We start from the raw sequence: 19596 nt of genomic DNA, 5'->3' as shown, positions 1-19596 counted from the left end.
CATGACCGAAGAAGAAATCTATGCTCTGCCCTATCGCCCTTGTGTTGGCATTATGATTTGCAATCGTAATGGCGGCATTTGGGCTGGTCAGCGTTTGGACGGTCCATCTGGCGCATGGCAAATGCCCCAAGGTGGTGTTGAAAAAGACGAAGACCCTGAAGTTGCCGCCCTGCGTGAGTTGGAAGAAGAAACAGGCATCCACCCAAGTGATGTGACTGTCGTTGCATCAACAGAGGATTGGATACCTTATGATCTGCCGCATCATTTAGTGCCGAGGTTGTGGAAAGGCCGGTATCGCGGTCAGAAACAGAAATGGTTTTTGATGCAGTTTACAGGTGACGATGCAACGATCAATATCAACACCGAAGAACCAGAGTTTAGCGAGTGGGCATGGTTACCAGCAGAAAAATTGCTGGATGCGATTGTGCCTTTTAAACGTGATACATATGAACGTGTTCTTCGAGAGTTTCAGGCCAAAGTTGTATGAAAAAATTCGGTGCCATTGCTTTGATATTCCTAGCTTTGGCATCACAAGCCGCAGCATTAAGTTGTGTACGCCCAAACATCGGGCGCACATTTAACAATGTCGCTGCATCCAAAGACATATATGTCATGGGGCAAGGTACGCTGACTGCAACAGGGAAAATTCCGAAATATCAACAAAGTGTTGAACGCCAAATAACTACTGAATTTACAGGCGTATTTTATGGCGTTTCTGGCGCCTTAAGAGAACGCACAGTCCTTGTAACCGTCGATACCATTTGTTTTGCAAGCTGGTGCGGGAGCTTTCCCAAAACAGACGAAAAAATGATTGTATTCTTAAAGAAATCGCCAAGCGGATACCGTTTAGAATCCAATCCCTGTGATGGTCATTTCAAAATAGCACCTACAATAAAAGAAATACGGATATTACAGAAATGCCTAAAAAAGGGGGAATGTTCCAAAACCCACGTTCAGGCATTGGAACCAAAGTATTAAATTTCGACGCGTAAGCCTCTACGAACCAAAGCATTCAAAACGGTTGTGTTCTGAACCTGTGATCCTTGCAGAAATATCTGGCGCAGTCTTTTCAAATCCGCAACAGGTTGAACATCGTGTACTCCAGTCACACTGGCATCTAGAAACTTTAAACTGTCCAATTGCTTCAGCGGCATCAGGTCCGATACTGACGTCAAACCGACATTCAATTCGGTCAGATTTTTCAAGTTTGAAAGGGCAGATAAATCTGTCACCAGCGTACCATCTAAATGTAAGACTTTCAGTTTTTCCAAGTCTTGTACTGGATCAATACTTTCTACCACAGTACCACCCAGCGAAAACTCTCGCAGGTCTTTGAAATTCTTAACGACGGTAATATCAGATACAAAGCTGTCAGTAATATTGAACCACGTCATATCTTCCAGTTTCTTCAAACTGGAAATGTCCGATACCAAAGTCCCTTCAATGCTTAAACGGCGCAGGCTTTTAGCTTTTGCTAGCGGCGATACATCTTCTACGAATGTACGATCTAAGCCAATATCTTCCAAAGAGGCGATTTTTTTCAAAGCTGATAGATCATCAACAGGCGTGTCCGAAAGGTACAAATATTTTAAACCCTTTAAGTTTATTAAGGGTGACAGATCGGTAACATTCGTTTCATTAAGGCTAAGCATCTCCAGCCCAGTCATTTTTGAAACGGCTGTTAAATCTGTGATATTCGACCCATCTAATACCAACGTATTAACATCAGAAATTCCCGCAAGCGCATCATAATTATCAAAGCTTTTATTTGCCAGCGACAAAACACCTTGCTCGCTTACAACGGCCCCAAGTGCAGTTGTACGCAAACTACTGTCTTCGACTTCTTCCAAAGGCAGTTGAATGTCTTGTGCTAAGGCAAGCGTGTGGATCATCACAGAAAATGCGGTAACAGCGCACGCCGCTGATTGTTTTACGACAGAACGTAATATAGTACTCATTAATATTAAAAGGCTGGCAGGCCTCTTCCCCAATTTATTATTAATAGCATTTAACGATGCGGTTGGTAGATTCAATAACCGCGGTTCGTTTTTCAATTATGAGTAGAGTATTTTAACATTAGTATGACAATTATCACACATTCAAAAATATAATAAAATCTATGGCTTAAACTGCATAGTTAGCTGCACCGCATTCAACCATAGACTGTATGAATCGCTCAACGCGCCACTTTCTCCCGAAGGTTCGAATCGCTTTTCAAGCTGCCACGCCTTTTGAAAATCAGCTGGCCCTGGATATAAATCGACTGCAAGTCCAGCCAAATAAGCAGCTCCTTTCGCAGTCGTTTCCGTTACCTCTGGACGATCAACAGGCGCGCTTAATTGATCTGATAAGTACTGCATGGTCCAGTCGCTGGCAGTCATGCCACCATCAACACGCAGCACAGTATCACCACCCCAGTCCCAATCTTTGCGCATTGCTTCTAGTAAGTCTCGCGTTTGAAACACTACACTTTGCAACGCAGCTTTGGATAATTCCTTTGGCCCAGAATTGCGTGTCAGCCCATAAACAGCCCCACGGCATTCAGCATCCCAATAAGGAGCACCAAGACCTGTAAAAGCAGGGACTACAATGACAGATTGTTCTGGGTCAGCTTCTTCTGTCAACGCTTGGGTCTCGCCCGCATCATCAATAATTTGCAAACCATCCCGCAGCCATTGCACAACAGCCCCTGCGATAAAAATTGATCCCTCTAAGGCATAGGTCGTTTTGCCATTTAATTGATAGGCAATCGTTGTCAGCAATCGGTTTTGTGATGCAACAGCTGTAGCGCCTGTGTTTAACAATGCAAAACATCCCGTGCCATAAGTGGATTTCATCATACCCACATCAAAACATGCTTGCCCAACAACAGCTGCTTGCTGATCTCCTGCAACACCGCGAATAGGAATGGCGTCCCCTATAATTTCAGCATCAGTTGTACCAAAATCGTCAGAGCTGTCTTTGACGTCTGGTAGCATCGAACGTGGAACATCGAACAACTCTAATAATGTATCATCCCACTTACCTGTGTGAATGTTATAGAGCATCGTGCGCGATGCATTTGTTGCGTCCGTTGCATGAACTGCACCACTTGTTAAGCGCCAAATCAAAAAGCAATCAATTGTACCGCATAACAATTGCTCAGCATCCGCTTTGGCACGTGCGCCATCAACATTATCCAAAATCCAATTAATCTTAGTCGCGGAAAAATATGGATCTAACAACAAACCCGTTTTAGCACTGATACCCGCTTCATGACCCGCCTCTTTCAATACTTTGCAATAATCAGCTGTACGGCGATCCTGCCAAACAATCGCATTGTAAATTGGGGCGCCTGTTTCCCGATCCCAAACTACAATTGTTTCGCGCTGATTGGTAATTCCTACAGCCATGGTTTTTTCTGTTAATGCTTCTTTACAAACCTCAACGGTAGAGCTCCAAATTTCCTCTGGGTCATGTTCTACCCATCCCGCTTTAGGAAAAATTTGTGTGAATTCTTTTTGACCTTTGGAAACAGGCTTTAAATCACCGTCAAAAAGGATGGCACGACTGGATGTCGTTCCCTGGTCTATAGCTAAAACAAAACTCATACAGCAGCCTTTTTCATCCAGGCATCCAGTGCTGCGACTTGTTTATCAGACAATCGCAAACCCAGTTTAGTGCGGCGCCAAATCACATCTTCCGCCACTTGCGCCCATTCATGATCCATCAACCATTTGACTTCGATTTCCGTCAAACCAGCGCCAAAATCTTTGCCCATTTCTTTCACAGACGTCAGACCACGCAACATTTCCGCTGCTTGCGTTCCATACGCTTTAAACATACGGCGCATCTGATCTTCTTTTAAAAATGGAAAATCCCAGCGGAACTGTGCAATTAATTCATCCTTTTGCTCAAAAGCAAAATCACCACCAGGCAAATACGCATGATGGGTCCATGGCTTACCGATCATACGTGCGAATGGCGCCAATTCGGCAACCACCTCTTCAGAAAGCTTACGATAGGTTGTAATTTTACCGCCAAAAATATTGATCAGCGGAGCAGTATCATTTATGCGGCGCACCTTGATCTGATAATCACGCGATGCGGCACTGGCATCGCCCTTTTCATTATCGTGCAATGGACGCACACCAGCATAACTCCAAACCACATCACTTGGCAAAATGTCTTTCTTGAAATTACGTGATGCGATTTCGCATAAATAAGCCGCCTCTTCATCACTACATTTCGCTGTCGATGGATCACCTATGTGATCAGCATCCGTTGTGCCAATCAAGGTGTAATCATTTTCATAAGGAATAGTGAAAACCAAACGCCCATCACTGTTTTGAAAGAAATACGCCCTATCGTGTTCATAAAGCTTGTTCACAACGATATGCGAACCACGCACCAATCTTATACCTTCATCTGTATCGGTTTTGACGCGATCCTCGATGATATCTTTGACCCAAGGACCACCCGCATTGATCAACACACGTGCTTGGATTTTTTGCGTCTCACCCGTGTTTACATCCTTCAAAGATGCCGTCCATTCGCCATCTGTATCTTTGGCAGACACAAACCGCGTACGTGTCATAATCTTGGCACCGCGATCCGCTGCATCACGGGCGTTTAAAACAACCAACCGCGCATCATCGACCCAACAATCAGAGTATTCAAACCCAACTTTGATTTCATCCTCTAATGGGTCGCCCAATTCGCTTTTACATAGGTTGATTTTTTTGGTTGGGCGCAAAATTTTACGGCCACCAATGTGGTCATATAAAAACAAACCAACACGCAGCATCCATTTTGGGCGCATGCCAGACAAATGTGGAATAACAAACCGCATCGGCCATGAAATATGTGGCATATTTTGCAACAGGACCTCGCGCTCTTTCAGCGCTTTGCGCACCAAATCAAATTCGTAATATTCTAAGTAACGCAAACCGCCATGAAACAGTTTCGTGGACGCAGACGACGTGGCACTGGCCAAATCAGATTGCTCTACCAGTGCAACTTTCAATCCACGACCGGCTGCATCACGGGCAATACCACACCCATTTACGCCACCACCGATTACCAAAACATCATATTTTTCCAAAACATACGTCTCTCTTTGTTCATTAACGTCACCCTAGCGGTAGGAGCCGACATGGTCACTTGGTTTCTGCTAATTCACTTGATTTTGACGCTTGGTTCAAGCACTTTGCAGACAAACATTTGGGAGAAAACTCATGATAACACGCGCTGCGGTCGCCCTAGAGGCGGGTAAACCACTTGAAGTGATGGACGTTAATTTAGAAGGTCCACGCGCAGGTGAAGTATTGGTTGAAATCAAAGCAACAGGGCTTTGTCACACAGATGAGTTCACACGCTCTGGCGATGACCCAGAAGGCATCTTTCCTGCAATCCTAGGCCACGAAGGTGCTGGCGTTGTGATTGAAGTTGGCGAAGGTGTTACATCATTGGAAGTCGGCGATCACGTGATCCCGCTTTACACACCAGAGTGCCGCGAATGCGAATACTGTTTGAACCCGAAAACAAACCTGTGCCAGAAAATTCGCTCGACACAGGGTGCTGGTCTATTGCCAGACGGCTCAACACGTTTTTCCATGATGGACGGTACACCGATCCATCACTACATGGGCTGTTCAACTTTCGCGAACCACACAGTGGTGCCAGAGATTGCATTGGCAAAAGTACGCAAAGACGCGCCGTTTGATAAGATTTGCTATATCGGTTGTGGTGTGACCACAGGTATTGGCGCTGTGATCAATACGGCAAAAGTAGAGATCGGTTCTACTGCCATCGTATTCGGTTTGGGTGGGATTGGTTTAAATGTTGTCCAGGGTTTACGTCTTGCGGGGGCTGATCAAATCGTTGGTGTTGATTTGAACGACAGCAAAGTGCCGATGGCCAAAGAATTCGGCATGACAGATTTCGTAAACCCATCAGAAGTAGATGGTGATCTGGTAGCGCATTTGGTTGAACTGACAGGTGGCGGTGCAGATTACACATTCGATGCTACAGGCAACGTTGGTGTGATGCGCACAGCATTAGAAGCTGCACACAAAGGATGGGGCGAAAGCATCATTATCGGCGTGGCGCCAGCGGGTGCAGAAATTTCCACACGTCCCTTCCAGTTGGTGACAGGTCGATCATGGCGCGGCACGGCATTTGGTGGCGCAAGCGGTCGTACTGATGTGCCGAAAATCGTTGATTGGTACATGGACGGTAAAATCGAAATTGATCCAATGATCACACATACAATGTCACTGGATGATATCAATAAAGGTTTCGATTTGATGCACGAAGGCAAATCCATTCGTGCAGTTGTCGAATTCTAAAGTGTGATTATACGCCGAGCTAATACCCAAGATCGCCCCGAAATATGGGCGATCTTAAAACCTGTTTTCCGCTCAGGTGAAACATATGCGGTCAACCCTGATATCTCTGAAAAAGATGCGTTGTCTTATTGGATAGACGGCTCACACACTGCGTTTGTTGTGGAGTATGAAAAGCAAATATTAGGCACTTACTATATCTGCCCCAACCAAAGCGGGCATGGCGCACATATTTGCAATTGCGGTTTCATCACCCACCCTGATGCCCAAGGCAAAGGCATAGCCCGCGCCATGATTGAACACAGTTTGAAAGCCGCGCCAGAAATGGGTTTTCGCGGCATGCAATTCAACTTTGTTTTAGCATCGAATGAACGCGCAATTGCCACTTGGCAAAAATATGGTTTCGATATTATCGGACACATTCCAGAAGCATTCAATCATCCGAAAATTGGGTATGTAGACGCCTTGGTCATGTATAAAAAGCTATAGGTGCTATTTTCGGAAGTAATCACTGAAAAACAGGCCATTAATGCCTAAAATGTGTAAATTTCACCTGTTTTGGTATTTTTAATTCGTTTTTTTTCGTGTTTGATACATAAACGTTAAAAAACCAACATAGCTTTGACACAATAAAAGCAACTTAGGGGACTATATGAGCCATTATGATCTAATCGTTATCGGCAGCGGACCAGCGGGTCGCGCCGCAGCAATCCAAGCTGCAAAACTAAAGCACAAAGTATTGGTGGTCGAACGCGGCCAAAAAGTAGGCGGTGTTTGTGTCCATACAGGAACGATCCCATCCAAGACTTTGCGTGAAACGATTATGAACTTATCAGGCTACCGCGAGCGATCATTCTATGGCCGCTCTTACCGCGCTAAGGATGAAATCAAAGCGCGGGATTTGCGGGATCGCTTACGTAAAACATTGGATTACGAAGTGGATGTTCTCGAGCATCAATTTTCTAGAAACCGTGTTGATACCATGTTTGGTGAAGCGCACTTCACATCTAAATCCAGCATCGAAGTAATTGGCGAGGATGGCGAACGTGCGACATTTACTGCTGATCGTTTTTTATTAGCGACTGGTACAGTTCCGTTCCGCCCAGACTATATTCCGTTCGATGGTGAAAAGGTTTTGGATGGTGACGAAATTCTAAGTCTGCCACGTATCCCACGCAGTATGATCGTAATCGGTGCAGGTGTGATTGGCGTTGAATATGCCACGATGATGTCCGCCCTTGATGTGCATGTTATTCTGATAGAACCGCGCGACAGTTTCCTTGATTTCATTGATAAAACTTTGATCCAAGAATTTACGCATGAAATTCGCGATATGGGCGTAGATTTACGTCTTGGATCAACAGTGACCAAAGTTTCAACCGATGAAGAAAAAGTCCATGTAGAACTAGAAAATGGCCGTAATGTTTCTGCAGAAATGCTGCTATTTGCAGCTGGACGTATGGGAGCCACGGAAAAGCTGAACTTAGAAGCTTGCGGGTTGGAAACTGATCATCGCAATCGCATTCCAGTGGACAAAGACAGCTACCAGACACCGCAATCTCATATTTATGCTTGCGGCGATGTAATTGGTTTTCCCAGCCTTGCGTCTACGTCTTTGCAACAAGGGCGTGTCGCAGCTTGTCATGCCATGGATCACCCAACATTAAAACAATCCCCTTGGTTTCCATATGGGATTTATTCCGTTCCAGAGATGTCCACGTGCGGCATGTCAGAAGAGGAATGCGCTGAGCGTGGTATAGCCTATGAAGTGGGTATTGCGCGATTCCGCGAAACATCACGTGGACATATTATGGGATTGAAAACAGGTATGTTGAAAATGCTTGTATCATTGAAAAATCGCAAAATTCTGGGCGTTCAAATCGTTGGCGAAGGCGCGACCGAGTTGATCCATATTGCACAAGCTGTTTTGAATTTGGACGGCACAGTCGATTACTTTGTTGAAAACACGTTCAACTATCCGACTTTGGCTGAAGCCTATAAAATTGCGGGTCTTGATGCGTGGAACCGGATGCCTAACCTTGATTTGGAAAAATGACCCAGATTTATGTTGATGCGGACGCTTGCCCTGTAAAGGACGAAGCCGTCAAAGTTGCAGATCGCCATAAGCTAAAAATCTATATTGTTTCTAACGGTGGATTGCGCCCAAACCCGCATCCATTGGTAGAAACAGTGATTGTTTCTGATGGCCCTGATATCGCGGATATGTGGATTGCAGATCGTGCAGGTGTGGGGGATGTTGTGGTTACAAATGACATCCCATTAGCAGCTAAATGCGTGGCGAATAAAGCGCAGGTTTTGCAACACAATGGTGAGGTCTTCACCGAAGGTAATATTGGCAATAGATTGGCCACGCGTGATTTAATGGCGGACCTGCGTGCCGCTGACCCATTCAGACAAGGGGGCGGGAAACCTTTTTCCAAAGCGGATCGTTCCAGGTTTTTAGATATGCTGGAACGCGAAGTTCAAACAGCCAAGAGGAAATTCGTTAAGTGACACATATAAAAGCCGTCGTATTTGATATCGGCAATGTTTTGATCGAATGGCAACCTGAACGATTTTATGACAGCGTTATTGGTAGGGAACGTCGCAAAGCGATGTTCAGCACTGTTGACCTGCATGGTATGAATGATGAAGTGGATCGTGGTGGCAACTTTAAAGATACGATTTACGCTTGGGCTAAAAAGTACCCAGAATTCACGCTGGAAATCCGTATGTGGCATGATCGTTGGATTGAAATGGCCACGCCAGCGATTGATCTGTCGTGGACTTGTTTGCGTGCATTGCGCGCCAAAAACGTTCCTGTGTTTGCCCTATCTAACTTTGGCATTCAAAGCTTTGCTTATGCGGAAACGAAGTATCCTGAGTTGGGTGAATTTGATCGCCGTTATATCTCGGGCCATATGTCCGTCATCAAACCTGATGCACAGATTTACCAGATGCTAGAGGATGATTGTGGGATCGCCCCAGAAAAACTCTTGTTTGCGGATGATCGTCAGGACAATATCACAGCAGCACAGGCGCGTGGTTGGCAAGCGCATTTATTCGAACACCCTCAAGGTTGGGCACAATGTTTGATTGATCACGGGCTTCTAACACAGGCAGAAATAGGACAGTAAATGACCATACCCTTCATCAGCTTTGACGAAATGGATCCAATGTTAGAATGGACAGACGTTATAGGCGCGATTGAGGAAGGCCATAAACTACCAAAGGCCAGTGTTGCAGATGGGTTTGCCTATCGCGGTGATGACACTTTGTTATCGCGTTCTGCATGGATTGATGGGTTAGGTGTCGCCATTAAAGGCGCCACTATTATGCCCTCAAATATAGCAAATGATCGTCCTATGGTGAATGGCGGCGTTATGCTATTCGATGATGAAACGGGGGAATTGGAAGCGTTAGTTGACTTCCATTTGGTCACCAAATGGAAAACCGCTGGAGATTCATTGCTGGGTGCAAAATTACTGGCGCGTACTGATAGCAATAATATTCTAGTTGTGGGTGCAGGCACCGTTTCCACAAATATGATTGATGGCTATTCAAAACTTTACCCTGACGCACGATTCCAACTTTGGAACCGTAGTTCTGATAAAGCGGTCACGATGGCAAAAGAGCTTTCAAACCATCATGATATTACACCCGTTACAGACCTAAAGAGCGCAACAGAAGCCGCAGATATTATAAATTGCGCCACCATGTCTAGTGACCCTGTGGTGGATGGGGCGTGGTTGCAAGCAGGGCAACATTTGAACCTTATTGGTGCTTACCGTCCCGACATGCGCGAAACGAATGATGCGGCTTTAACACGGTCACGTATCTTTGTGGACAGCCGCGAAACAACGATTGAACATATCGGCGAATTAAAGACCCCGATTGCTGATGGTGTGATATCCGCAAATGATGTCATTGCCGATTATTATGACATTACAAGCGGCGCATTTACCCGTCAAAGTGACGATGAGATAAATCTGTTTAAAAATGGCGGTGGGGCACATCTGGATTTGATGACCGCTAAATTGATCCTAAAGAAATGGTATAAAATGAAAGGCTAAATCATGAAAAGTGGCGCACGGCCTGTTTCCATTAGTGGTGATGTGGTTTGTTTGATTCCGACCAAAGTCAGCCCCAACCAAATAACAGCGATAGGTGCGGCTGAAGTGATATTTGAGATGATCTCTATGATTGCTGAGAATGTTTAGCTTTCGCTAACAACCTCTGCTTCTTCAACAACGGCATCTGTTGCACTGTCTGATGCTGTTAATACGCTAGCTACAAATGGCAGTTGACGTGTCGACTGTTCCACATCATCGCTTGCTGGCGGTGTTTTCCAATCCATGCTGTCGAACGCTTTACAGTTGTCACACTTCGGCGTCCAAGCAACGTGGATTTTATTACAAGACGAGCAAATCCATTGCGGACCGCGCGATGCAACCAAAGCTTTGTTCAGCCAGCCGCGTACGATTTCATCGCCAGCACCTTCGCCACGGTGAATAGCTGCCATAACAGACAACGAACGCGCTGTTGGTTCTGTTTCATGCAGATCAGCCAACGCGCGGCGTGCCGCTGGAAAATCTTCGTCTGCCAAAGCAAGTTCTGCTTTTAACAGACGTGTTTCTGTATCTGTTGCATTGACCCTTGTCAGAACGTTGAAACGTTTCAAACGCTGTTCAGATGTTTCATTTTCCTCGATCTCTGCAAAAGCCGCTGCAAGATCAGGGTGGGTATTCCCTGTCCACGCTTTTTTGATGATCTTAGCAGCCGCAGATTTATTGCCCGCAAGGGTTTGCATTTCGGCCGCCAGAACTGCCGCTGGAATCAAAGTCGGCGCTAGCTTATTCGCATTAATCGCTGCATTTTTACCCGCTTCAACATCGCCAGCATCTAACAGATCCTTTGCATCAGCCATTGCCAAAATTGCTTCACGACGACGACCCACATCTTTGGGCAAGCTGCCCTTGCGAACCTTGGTTACAATCGTTTCACGTGCCCCTGACCAATCACCTGAATCAGACTGCATTTCGAACAATAGGTTTTGTGTTTCTTCATGTGCAGGACGCAAAGCAAAAGCCTTTTGCGCCAGCTTCATAGCCGTGTCAGTGTCACCCTCTGCCAGCTTTTGCTTCATCAAACCACGGACACCCACAAAACGGGTGCGATCGTTTTCCAAAAGGCTTTTGTAATACTTTAGCGCTTTTTTCGTATCGCCAGACATTTCCGCCGCTTGCGCATTCACAAGGTTTGTCAGTTCTGGACGTTGCAACATACGTTCCGCTTTGGACACTTGCGCCATCGCTGTTTTGCCTTCGCCAGCTGCCAAGGCAACCATACCTTCGGCCAACGCATCAAAACCTTTCTTTTCACGGTTGCGGTTGAAATAGCGTGTAATTGCAGTTTCATCACCGTTAAAGAAGTGGAACACGGCAGACATCAAGCCCAGTGCCAATTTGGCAACCCAAAGCGCGGCAAGAAGCAGAACCAAGCCAATGACGCCTATAAGCGGGCTAAAGCTGTATTCTTTTTCTGCCAAAGACAGTCTGACTTCACCACCAGTTTCAATGACAAACACTATGCCAAAGGTAATGAGGGCAATAATGCCGATAAAAAGTATAATTCTTACCAATGACCAAATCATAATGATGTCCCGTCTAGTCTTGTGACGTTAGTGTTTGTTGTAAATCGTTTAGCGCATTCGTAGCAGCATCCAACGTGCCCAATGATGCTATCCAATCGCCCAATGTGGCTTTTGCTGCATCTGATAAAGCGCCCGCTTCTGCCAGTGCATCGCTTAGGCTTGCATCAGCCAATGCTGCCTCGATACGTGATAGAACGGCATCGACGGCATCGCCTTCTTGTGGCTCTAATGACCGTGTGCCCACCTGAGATTTCAGGAAGGATGTGAATTTACCAACAACGCTATCTGTTGAATTTACGGCTGCATCTTCGCGGATTGCAGTACGTGCCAGTGATGGCAGTTGTTTTTTTAGATCGTTCAAGGATGCAGTGCCCGTTTCAGCAATATCTGCCAAAGCTGTTGGAACGTTGATATCACCAAGCTCTGCCAATACATCGTTGAATGGCGCGCCTGATTTCAAAGCATCTGTAATCTGACCAATTGCGCGTGTTGCAGTTGCCAGTTTCAGTTTTTCTTCTGCTGTTTGCTGTGCTGCAACAGCTGAGTCTTGGCTTTGGTTCAGTTTTAACTGTGCTTCGGAAATTGCAGCCAACTTCTCTTCGAAGTTTTTCAATGCTTCTGCGGATAGTTCACCGCCTTGAGTTGTTAAGCTTTGGCGCGTTTCCAATGTTGCCACATCTGCTTGGATCTTTTGCAAGCTTTCAGACAGCTCCGTAATACTTGCACCCAATGTATCCACATGCATTTCAAGTACTGCATTCTTTTCAGCAAGCGTTTTCAATTCTGCCAAAGCTGATGTGTCTGCTTTTGCCACTTCGATCTGTGCTTCAAAATCCGTTTTCAGTGCCGCAAGCTGCGTTGATACATCTGTTTGCGGGGATAGGAATTCCGCAACAGGTGACAAACCCGCTGGCAACATAGGCGCCACTTTTGGACCACCCCATAGGGCAACACCTGCGCCGACAACAAAGATGCCCAAAGCACGCAAGACTTTTGCGGAAAGGGAACGATGCTCTTCCTCGTCTTCATGTTCGTCATCTTCAAACTCTTCGTCAGAAACATCCTGATCAGATGTGTCTTCGTCCGCGATCACTTCTTCTGTTTCAGCTTCAACAATTTCTGCTTTGTCTTCTAGCTGTTCAACATCTGTGTTTTCGGTGTCTTTTTTTGCCACGGGAATACCTTTTAACTAACAGATTGAATATAAGGCCCTGTTTCACGATCTTAAAGGGCTTCTTGCGGTTTTCTAGGCCGACAATGCGACCTGTACCATCTGTATTAAAGCCGCACGTGTGGGCTTAGGTGCGATTTGCACTGTAAAACCTGTGGAATCTTTGAAAATTTCAGCAACTGCAGGGCTGATGCAAATTATAGTGACGTTTCGTGAATTTAATATGGTTATGGCCTCTAGGAACCTTCCTGCGATTTCTTTGGATAGAATTGGCACCACAACTGGGGATGATTCGATTTCGTTAATGCCCTGTTGAGGTAGGTCATGAAACGTTTGTTTGTACAGAATGGCTTCTGTTAGAGTGATATCGGTATCAGATAACGCTTGGGCAATATCTACGGATACAACTTCGCCTCTTGGATAAAGAATTGATGTATATTGATCTTGGTCGTTCTTTACATCTGCAATCAAAGCTTCGACAGTTTCATAGGTTTTAGATACCTCAATACCTTGGTTACCCGCTGCTTTAGCCGTTATAGACCCAACGCATATGGCTTTTGCAGAGCGACCTTCAGTGGCTTTGCAATAGGCGCGTACAGCGTTTGAGGATGTGAAAATTAAAACTTCTGCGGCAGGAATAGGCTGATCTGCATTAACCCACTCAATCGTCACCATAGGCGCATAGATAACTGGGTTTACCGCACCCAGCGCAGTCACGAAATCTGCAGCAAGCTGTTCATCCCTGATCATCAGAAGTGTTTTCATGCGGCTGTCCATTGCTTGCGTTTCAGTCAGGTGATAACTCAACCTTAACCAAAATGCACATGTAAGGCGACGATTGGCAATGTCAGATTCAATTACGATCTTAGGATTGGAAAGCAGCTGTGATGATACAGCCGCTGCTGTTGTGCGCCACAGTGCTGAAAACGGCACTGAAATCCTTTCATCCGAAGTGTTTGAGCAATATGATCTACACGCTGATTTTGGTGGCGTAGTGCCAGAGATTGCAGCGCGCGCACATGCAGAGCGTTTGGATATTTGTGTTGAGAACGCGCTGGATAAAGCGGGATTGAAATTGGCAGAGGTTGATGCAATTTCTGTGACCTCAGGCCCCGGTTTAATCGGGGGTGTTTTAAGCGGCGTGATGTGTGCCAAAGGGTTGTCTGTGGGCGCTGGTAAACCGCTGATCAGTGTGAACCATTTGGCAGGGCATGCTTTGACGCCCCGCATGACGGATGGCATTGCCTTTCCCTACTTGATGTTGCTGATCAGTGGCGGGCATTGCCAGTTCTTGATTGTGCATTCGGCGGATGAATACACACGCCTTGGCGGTACTATTGATGATTCACCTGGTGAAGCATTTGACAAAACTGCAAAGCTGTTGGGGCTTGGGTACCCGGGTGGGCCATTGGTTCAAGAAAAAGCTGCGCAAGGTGATGTAAAACGGTTTAAATTCCCACGACCTTTGCTGGATCGTGCCGGTTGCGATATGTCCTTTTCAGGTTTGAAAACCGCATTGCGTCGTGCCCGTGATCAGATTGTTGAAGAAAAAGGCGGACTGACTGTTACGGATCAAGCTGATTTATGTGCTGGGTTTCAGGATGCTGTTGCTGCGGTTCTGACTGAAAAAACGCGCCGCGCTTGTTTGGCGTTTATGGAACAAACGGATACGAAAACGCCTGTTCTTGCTGTAGCAGGGGGTGTAGCTGCCAACATTCAAATTCGTGCGGCACTGCAAGATTTATGCGCGGAACAAGGGTTTTCCTTTTTGGCACCCCCCTTGAAATACTGCACAGATAACGCTGCTATGATCGCGTGGGTTGGCGTTGAAAAGTACCGCGCAGGTGCATTCAGCGACATATCCTTGAACGCCCGCCCAAGATGGCCACTGGATCAATCGGCGGCACCAATGCTAGGCTCGGGTAAAAAGGGTGCTAAGGCATGAAAAATATCGGGGTGATTGGCGCAGGTGCATTTGGAACGGCTTTGGCCTGTGTTCTGGCACGCGGCGGCAACTCTGTTACGCTTTGGGGGCGGAGTGCTGAAAAGATGAATGCGATGTCTGAAAAGCGTGTAAATACAGCTTATCTGCCCGATATTGAGTTGCCAAAGGCTTTGATGACCACAAGCGATCTGTCTGATTTAACAAACTCTGATGTGTTGCTCATGGTGGTGCCTGCGCAGGTTTCACGCTCGGTTATTCAATCGGATGCTTTCAAGGGTTTAACCTGCCCTGTGTTGATGTGCGCCAAAGGGATTGAGTTGAACACATCGCGCAGCCAAACAGATATTTTGGCAGAGGAACGCCCTGATCTGATATTCGGTGCCATCTCTGGCCCAGGCTTTGCGGCAGAGATTGCCAGTGGGAAGCCAACGGCCTTAACGCTTGGCATCGCTGACCCCGAACTGGGTGCCGAACTGCAAGAATTGCTATCGACACCAACATTGCGGATGTATTTATCCCATGATGTGCAGGGTGTGCAATTGGGCGGCGCATTGAAAAACGTCTATGCCATAGCTTGTGGGATCGTGAATGGATCAAACTTGGGCGAAAGTGCGCAAGCGGCATTGTTAACACGCGGTTTTGCGGAACTCACGGGATTGGCGCATAAGATGGGTGCGCAACCCGAAACATTGTCTGGACTGTCTGGGTTTGGCGATATGGTGTTAAGCTGTACATCCATGCAATCACGCAACTTTGCCTTTGGGCATCAGGTTGGGTCGCAAGCGGGATTTGGGCAAACGAAAACCGTTGAAGGTATTTCAACAGCACTGGCAGTTGGTGCATTGGCGGAAAAACACGGATTGGAAATGCCAATCTGCAAAGCGGTTTCAGCTGTGCTACAAGAAGAACTATCCGTTACAGACGCCTTGACGCAATTGATGTCGAGGCCACTAAAACACGAGGTGTGATATGGCATATTGGTTGTTTAAATCGGAACCCAACACATGGGGTTGGGACAAACAGGTGGCCAAGGGTGATGTTGGCGAAGAATGGGATGGCGTGCGCAATTATCAGGCCCGCAATTTCATGCGTCAAATGTCGGTTGGCGACTTGGGGTTCTTTTATCATTCCGTCAAAGAAAAACGCATTGTGGGTGTGGTCGAGGTTTGTGCGGAATGCCACCCTGACAGCACCACGGACGATCATCGTTGGGAATGTGTGGATGTAAAAGCTGTGGCAGATGTGCCAAATCCTGTGACACTAGAACAGATCAAAGCTGATCCACGTTTGACTGAAATGGCATTGGTGAAAAGTTCACGTCTATCTGTGCAACCAGTCACAAATGAAGAATGGAAAATCGTTTGCGACCTTGGTGGGTATACAGGTTAAGAATAACTGCCGTCAGGTCCATGTACCTCTTGCCCCGTTAAAGCGGGTGTAAATGTACAAATCAAATTCATATCCGCGCCCTCATGCACACGTAATGTGTGATAATCATTCTTATCCAAAGCATAAATCACACCTTTAAAAAGCTGGTGTATTTGACCTGATGCATGATCTTCGATCTCACCCGATCCTGAAATACAATAACAAGCCTCAAGATGGTTTTTGTACTCTAACGTCATCTCTGTTCCTGCTTTAACGATCGTATCCGTCATTGTGTATCCCATGCCATCATCGCGCACCAATAAGCGACGGCTGTTCCAACCTGACCCATGCACATCATGGTCGCTGCCAATAATAGATTTTATGTCACGTACAATCATTCTGCTTCCTTTCGCTTCATAGGATTACCTTAGTTACTTACTCGAAAAATAAAATCATAGATTCGGGCGGCGAAACTTCGCATACTAAAAATTCAAACAGAAAGGATGAGTTATGGAATATTTATCCGTTATTGCAGCAGGTATCGCAGCCTTTGCCTTTGGTGCCGTTTGGTACATGTCATTGTCGAAACCATGGATGGAAGCTGCAGGTGTTTCCGAAGAACAGGCGCATAACGCTGGTGCTGTGACATATCTAACAGGGCTTATCAGTGCGATTTTAGTGGCTGGTATGATGCGTCATGTTTTTGTAGGAACTGGCGTTGATAGTCTTGGAAAGGGTGTCATAAGCGGTCTAGGTCTTGGTTTGTTTATTGCAACACCTTGGATCGCTACAAACTATGGGTTTGCGGGCAGACCTATGAAATTACTTTTAATCGATGGCGGGTATGCCACGATTGGCTGTGGTGTCATCGGTTTGGTGTTAATGCTGTTCTAAATAAAAAAGGCGCCCTTAATGGACGCCTTTTCGTAAACTTGTGAAGTGGCTTAGCCGTATACGGACTCTTTGCCAAAATGCTTAACCAGCATGTAATACACAACCGCGCGGTATTTGTTGCGGTTTGATTGGCCGTATGTTGTCATCACAGAATTGATAGCATCCATCAACTCAGGGCTATCTGACATACCCAATTTTTTGATTAGAAAATTGTTTTTCACCGTTTCAAGTTCAGCCTCTTGAGAACCTGCAACAGTAGATGCGTCATCATTATAGATTGCAGGGCCACAGCCAATTGTTACTTTTGTGAGTAAATCCATGTCAGCCTGCATTCCGCATTTGCTGCTTAGGTCTTCCGCGTACAGCGCGATCAAATCATCACGTTTGCTCATTAATTAATTCCTTCCCTGTTTTCGGATCGTACCCCGAAATTTCTTTAAAAAACTGTGCTGGAGCTAGATACATGCACGGTTTCAATCCAGAGGATAGGTGAAGTGCCTTCAATAAAAAAGGAAAAAGATGAAAAAAGCGAAAACCTGGAAATTTAGGTACATTAGTATGCCACTAGGAAGGATGGATGATTGTTTCTATATCTGAGGAAAACCACTATGTCCCAACTGGGACATTAAATTAAGTAATTGATAGGATTAAACAATATAAAAACTATAGGATCATCAAAGAAAAACTAGGTTGAGCGATACAGCACGTGAATAAGTTGATTACATTAATGTACGCAGCTTGCCACGATCACTTTGATAGGTGAATTTATAGAGTGTGCAGGCTTAAGCCCACCCTACGCTTTCTGAGCAAAGCTCAACCATCTCTCAATCCCTATCGTATCACTCATATTGATTTTTATCTCTCATTCTGTCTGTGTAGTAACTCTTATACATAAGTCACGCAATTTATGTTTCATATCAGAACCCATCCGTCATAGCTGTTTCTAATGCAGCCATGTGTGGTCGAACCACTGCAACATCTGCATCACTGGCTTTTTCCGCAGCGGGAATGATCGCCAACAAGCCTTTGATCTGATTTGCAACATCAGTAGGTAGTGACTGCAACGCACTGTTGGGCATAGATATGATATTTTTATAAAGCCCTTTGTCTGTTTGAATTTTGATATATGCAGCTACAATCCGATCGCTTTTGGATATCCAATCATCGTCTTCAGAATATCCAGACTGGATGACGGCCTTATCTATAATACCTTGCTCCGTGTCATTGGCTAGATCGTTGTAAGTATGATCATACAAAGCAACATGCCCTGCATTGTTTGTCGGAAATTGAGCTGCTGATGACGTATCGAACTTTGTTTTTAAGTTACTTAAAGAACCACGGTATTCGTGTTCCAATAAATCAATCAACGTCGTGAAATGGGTTACATCTTTACTTGTAAGGTCTTTAGAAAACGCAATACCACCAAATGCCATGAAAATTATGCTGGTTAGTAGAGTTGTAAGCTTGAGCACTTTGAAGTCTCCATTTTCTTAAATTTATTACAATCAGCGCACATTGCTGCGCGCTGTTGGACATAGTTTGCGATCGCTTGAGGCAAGCCTAAAGTTGGCAGAGCAAACGGATCGATTACTGGCTACAGAAGCCGATTGCCGCTTTTCCGCCAGAGATCACCGCAAAAACATCATCAGTGAAGAGTTCCAATAAGCGGTGTTTATTTTGCCCGTCCTTGCAGATGAATAGGATTGACCTTGCTTCAATCTCGTCTTTTATCACTTCGCGCGCTACTTGCGTAACAATGTTACCATCTTTCAATTCGCTAACCGACGTTATTTCGCTATATTCAAATGGCTCTTTCGCGAGCCGTTCCAAGTATTCCGCCGGCGTCAGCTCACCAAGATCGAGGATTGGCCCTACGGATAATTCGCTATTTCCCTTTGCTATGCCAGAATCGGTTGCAACCCAACCATTTGGAACGACAATCTCCATATCTTGGGCAACGGCAAGAGACCCGCACATAGAAGCAATAAGTGCAAAACTGGTGAACAATTTCATGATATAACCTTCATCTTCGTTTCTAGGAGCCTAGATGCTAACTAAAGCTACTCAGGCTCACAGTGGAGACAATCCACTAATTATAATTACCCCCAATATCATAAAGTTAAACCTTTGAAACATTATTTTGAGTGCGGCTTTGACTTTGTTTCATACTAAGCGATTTCTTGTGCGATTGAGCCAACACTATAGATGAGAATACCAACATATTTCATGATAAATTTTA

General features: G+C 45.6%; 23 protein-coding genes. 13 read left to right on the top strand and 10 right to left on the bottom strand.

What is annotated here, in order from left to right:
• Position 1 precedes the first annotated feature (1 nt).
• Together F9L33_RS08425 and F9L33_RS08420 are read left to right on the top strand one after the other, a co-directional pair.
• Positions 2-487: an RNA pyrophosphohydrolase gene (locus F9L33_RS08425; RefSeq protein WP_152142321.1), complete on the top strand. Its 486-nt coding sequence runs from the start codon at positions 2-4 to the stop codon at positions 485-487.
• The gene (locus F9L33_RS08420) at positions 484-978 is read left to right on the top strand and encodes a hypothetical protein (protein ID WP_152142320.1); all 495 of its coding nucleotides are present in this window, start codon (positions 484-486) and stop codon (positions 976-978) included. Before F9L33_RS08425 ends, F9L33_RS08420 begins: the two co-directional genes overlap by 4 nt.
• On the opposite strand, the gene F9L33_RS08415 is transcribed toward F9L33_RS08420, so the two are convergent.
• The 3 genes from F9L33_RS08415 to glpD form a co-directional block, all read right to left on the bottom strand.
• Positions 975-1958: a leucine-rich repeat domain-containing protein gene (locus F9L33_RS08415; protein WP_152142319.1), complete on the bottom strand. Its 984-nt coding sequence runs from the start codon at positions 1956-1958 to the stop codon at positions 975-977. The two genes, F9L33_RS08420 and F9L33_RS08415, sit on opposite strands and share 4 nt — an antisense overlap.
• A gap of 159 nt (positions 1959-2117) precedes the next feature.
• Positions 2118-3590, bottom strand: coding sequence for a glycerol kinase GlpK (gene glpK / locus F9L33_RS08410; RefSeq protein WP_152142318.1), 1473 nt, complete (start codon positions 3588-3590; stop codon positions 2118-2120).
• Positions 3587-5083, bottom strand: coding sequence for a glycerol-3-phosphate dehydrogenase (gene glpD, locus F9L33_RS08405; protein WP_152142317.1), 1497 nt, complete (start codon positions 5081-5083; stop codon positions 3587-3589). Before glpD ends, glpK begins: the two co-directional genes overlap by 4 nt.
• Before the next feature lie 133 nt (positions 5084-5216).
• Between glpD and F9L33_RS08400 the strand changes: the two genes are divergently transcribed.
• From F9L33_RS08400 to F9L33_RS15765, 7 genes are all read left to right on the top strand, one after another.
• A complete protein-coding gene (locus F9L33_RS08400) occupies positions 5217-6329 on the top strand; it encodes an S-(hydroxymethyl)glutathione dehydrogenase/class III alcohol dehydrogenase (RefSeq protein ID WP_152142316.1) in 1113 nt (370 codons plus the stop codon).
• A gap of 3 nt (positions 6330-6332) precedes the next feature.
• Positions 6333-6815, top strand: coding sequence for a GNAT family N-acetyltransferase (locus F9L33_RS08395; protein WP_152142315.1), 483 nt, complete (start codon positions 6333-6335; stop codon positions 6813-6815).
• A 163-nt stretch (positions 6816-6978) separates the two neighbouring features.
• Complete coding sequence (gene sthA / locus F9L33_RS08390; protein WP_152142314.1) at positions 6979-8382, top strand: Si-specific NAD(P)(+) transhydrogenase; 1404 nt, start codon at positions 6979-6981, stop codon at positions 8380-8382.
• A complete protein-coding gene (locus F9L33_RS08385; RefSeq protein ID WP_152142313.1) occupies positions 8379-8840 on the top strand; it encodes a YaiI/YqxD family protein in 462 nt (153 codons plus the stop codon). Before sthA ends, F9L33_RS08385 begins: the two co-directional genes overlap by 4 nt.
• Positions 8837-9463 carry an HAD family phosphatase gene (locus tag F9L33_RS08380; protein WP_152142312.1) on the top strand — a complete coding sequence of 209 codons (627 nt, stop codon included), beginning with the start codon at positions 8837-8839 and terminating at the stop codon, positions 9461-9463. Before F9L33_RS08385 ends, F9L33_RS08380 begins: the two co-directional genes overlap by 4 nt.
• Positions 9464-10399, top strand: coding sequence for an ornithine cyclodeaminase family protein (locus tag F9L33_RS08375; protein ID WP_152142311.1), 936 nt, complete (start codon positions 9464-9466; stop codon positions 10397-10399). It abuts the gene before it with no gap.
• Between the two features lie 3 nt (positions 10400-10402).
• On the top strand, positions 10403-10546 hold the full coding sequence (locus F9L33_RS15765; RefSeq protein ID WP_193222001.1) for a hypothetical protein: 144 nt from the start codon (positions 10403-10405) through the stop codon (positions 10544-10546).
• On the opposite strand, the gene F9L33_RS08370 is transcribed toward F9L33_RS15765, so the two are convergent.
• The 3 genes from F9L33_RS08370 to F9L33_RS08360 form a co-directional block, all read right to left on the bottom strand.
• Complete coding sequence (locus F9L33_RS08370; RefSeq protein WP_152142310.1) at positions 10543-11979, bottom strand: heme biosynthesis protein HemY; 1437 nt, start codon at positions 11977-11979, stop codon at positions 10543-10545. The genes F9L33_RS15765 and F9L33_RS08370 overlap by 4 nt on opposite strands.
• Before the next feature lie 13 nt (positions 11980-11992).
• A complete protein-coding gene (locus F9L33_RS08365; RefSeq protein ID WP_152142309.1) occupies positions 11993-13153 on the bottom strand; it encodes a COG4223 family protein in 1161 nt (386 codons plus the stop codon).
• A 72-nt stretch (positions 13154-13225) separates the two neighbouring features.
• Entirely contained in the window at positions 13226-13915 is a 690-nt protein-coding gene (locus F9L33_RS08360) for a uroporphyrinogen-III synthase (protein WP_193222000.1), read from the bottom strand.
• Between the two features lie 79 nt (positions 13916-13994).
• On the opposite strand from F9L33_RS08360, the gene tsaD reads away from it, so the two are divergent.
• The 3 genes from tsaD to F9L33_RS08345 are packed head-to-tail and all read left to right on the top strand — an operon-like array spanning position 13995 to position 16484.
• Positions 13995-15095, top strand: a complete 1101-nt coding sequence (tsaD, locus tag F9L33_RS08355; RefSeq protein WP_152142307.1) for a tRNA (adenosine(37)-N6)-threonylcarbamoyltransferase complex transferase subunit TsaD — start codon at positions 13995-13997, stop codon at positions 15093-15095.
• The gene (locus F9L33_RS08350; RefSeq protein ID WP_152142306.1) at positions 15092-16063 is read left to right on the top strand and encodes an NAD(P)H-dependent glycerol-3-phosphate dehydrogenase; all 972 of its coding nucleotides are present in this window, start codon (positions 15092-15094) and stop codon (positions 16061-16063) included. Before tsaD ends, F9L33_RS08350 begins: the two co-directional genes overlap by 4 nt.
• Before the next feature lies 1 nt (position 16064).
• Positions 16065-16484 carry an EVE domain-containing protein gene (locus F9L33_RS08345; protein ID WP_152142305.1) on the top strand — a complete coding sequence of 140 codons (420 nt, stop codon included), beginning with the start codon at positions 16065-16067 and terminating at the stop codon, positions 16482-16484.
• Here F9L33_RS08345 and F9L33_RS08340 read toward each other — a convergent pair.
• Positions 16481-16861: an ectoine synthase gene (locus tag F9L33_RS08340; RefSeq protein WP_152142304.1), complete on the bottom strand. Its 381-nt coding sequence runs from the start codon at positions 16859-16861 to the stop codon at positions 16481-16483. The genes F9L33_RS08345 and F9L33_RS08340 overlap by 4 nt on opposite strands.
• 112 nt (positions 16862-16973) lie before the next feature.
• On the opposite strand from F9L33_RS08340, the gene F9L33_RS08335 reads away from it, so the two are divergent.
• Positions 16974-17357: a DUF1761 domain-containing protein gene (locus tag F9L33_RS08335; RefSeq protein WP_152142303.1), complete on the top strand. Its 384-nt coding sequence runs from the start codon at positions 16974-16976 to the stop codon at positions 17355-17357.
• A 50-nt stretch (positions 17358-17407) separates the two neighbouring features.
• Here F9L33_RS08335 and F9L33_RS08330 read toward each other — a convergent pair whose 3' ends face one another.
• The 3 genes from F9L33_RS08330 to F9L33_RS08320 all read right to left on the bottom strand — a co-directional run bounded on the left by F9L33_RS08330 (position 17408) and on the right by F9L33_RS08320 (position 19370).
• Complete coding sequence (locus F9L33_RS08330; protein ID WP_152142302.1) at positions 17408-17749, bottom strand: DUF2853 family protein; 342 nt, start codon at positions 17747-17749, stop codon at positions 17408-17410.
• Positions 17750-18274: 525 nt separating this feature from the next.
• Complete coding sequence (locus F9L33_RS08325) at positions 18275-18829, bottom strand: hypothetical protein (protein WP_152142301.1); 555 nt, start codon at positions 18827-18829, stop codon at positions 18275-18277.
• A gap of 115 nt (positions 18830-18944) precedes the next feature.
• On the bottom strand, positions 18945-19370 hold the full coding sequence (locus tag F9L33_RS08320) for a hypothetical protein (protein WP_152142300.1): 426 nt from the start codon (positions 19368-19370) through the stop codon (positions 18945-18947).
• Between the last annotated feature and the right edge of the window lie 226 nt (positions 19371-19596).

Source organism: Amylibacter sp. SFDW26, assembly GCF_009184395.1.
Lineage (GTDB): Bacteria > Pseudomonadota > Alphaproteobacteria > Rhodobacterales > Rhodobacteraceae > Amylibacter.
Note: the sequence above shows the minus strand (reverse complement) of the source record. Positions and strands in the feature narration are given on the sequence as shown.

Coding starts and splice junctions, on each gene's coding strand:
- F9L33_RS08425 (WP_152142321.1), top strand. CDS start 2: ATGACCGAAGAAGAAATCTATGCTCTGCCCTATCGCCCTTGTGTTGGC.
- F9L33_RS08420 (WP_152142320.1), top strand. CDS start 484: ATGAAAAAATTCGGTGCCATTGCTTTGATATTCCTAGCTTTGGCATCA.
- F9L33_RS08415 (WP_152142319.1), bottom strand. CDS start 1,958: ATGAGTACTATATTACGTTCTGTCGTAAAACAATCAGCGGCGTGCGCT.
- glpK (WP_152142318.1), bottom strand. CDS start 3,590: ATGAGTTTTGTTTTAGCTATAGACCAGGGAACGACATCCAGTCGTGCC.
- F9L33_RS08400 (WP_152142316.1), top strand. CDS start 5,217: ATGATAACACGCGCTGCGGTCGCCCTAGAGGCGGGTAAACCACTTGAA.
- sthA (WP_152142314.1), top strand. CDS start 6,979: ATGAGCCATTATGATCTAATCGTTATCGGCAGCGGACCAGCGGGTCGC.
- F9L33_RS08385 (WP_152142313.1), top strand. CDS start 8,379: ATGACCCAGATTTATGTTGATGCGGACGCTTGCCCTGTAAAGGACGAA.
- F9L33_RS08375 (WP_152142311.1), top strand. CDS start 9,464: ATGACCATACCCTTCATCAGCTTTGACGAAATGGATCCAATGTTAGAA.
- F9L33_RS15765 (WP_193222001.1), top strand. CDS start 10,403: ATGAAAAGTGGCGCACGGCCTGTTTCCATTAGTGGTGATGTGGTTTGT.
- F9L33_RS08370 (WP_152142310.1), bottom strand. CDS start 11,979: ATGATTTGGTCATTGGTAAGAATTATACTTTTTATCGGCATTATTGCC.
- F9L33_RS08360 (WP_193222000.1), bottom strand. CDS start 13,915: ATGAAAACACTTCTGATGATCAGGGATGAACAGCTTGCTGCAGATTTC.
- tsaD (WP_152142307.1), top strand. CDS start 13,995: ATGTCAGATTCAATTACGATCTTAGGATTGGAAAGCAGCTGTGATGAT.
- F9L33_RS08350 (WP_152142306.1), top strand. CDS start 15,092: ATGAAAAATATCGGGGTGATTGGCGCAGGTGCATTTGGAACGGCTTTG.
- F9L33_RS08345 (WP_152142305.1), top strand. CDS start 16,065: ATGGCATATTGGTTGTTTAAATCGGAACCCAACACATGGGGTTGGGAC.
- F9L33_RS08340 (WP_152142304.1), bottom strand. CDS start 16,861: ATGATTGTACGTGACATAAAATCTATTATTGGCAGCGACCATGATGTG.
- F9L33_RS08335 (WP_152142303.1), top strand. CDS start 16,974: ATGGAATATTTATCCGTTATTGCAGCAGGTATCGCAGCCTTTGCCTTT.
- F9L33_RS08330 (WP_152142302.1), bottom strand. CDS start 17,749: ATGAGCAAACGTGATGATTTGATCGCGCTGTACGCGGAAGACCTAAGC.
- F9L33_RS08320 (WP_152142300.1), bottom strand. CDS start 19,370: ATGAAATTGTTCACCAGTTTTGCACTTATTGCTTCTATGTGCGGGTCT.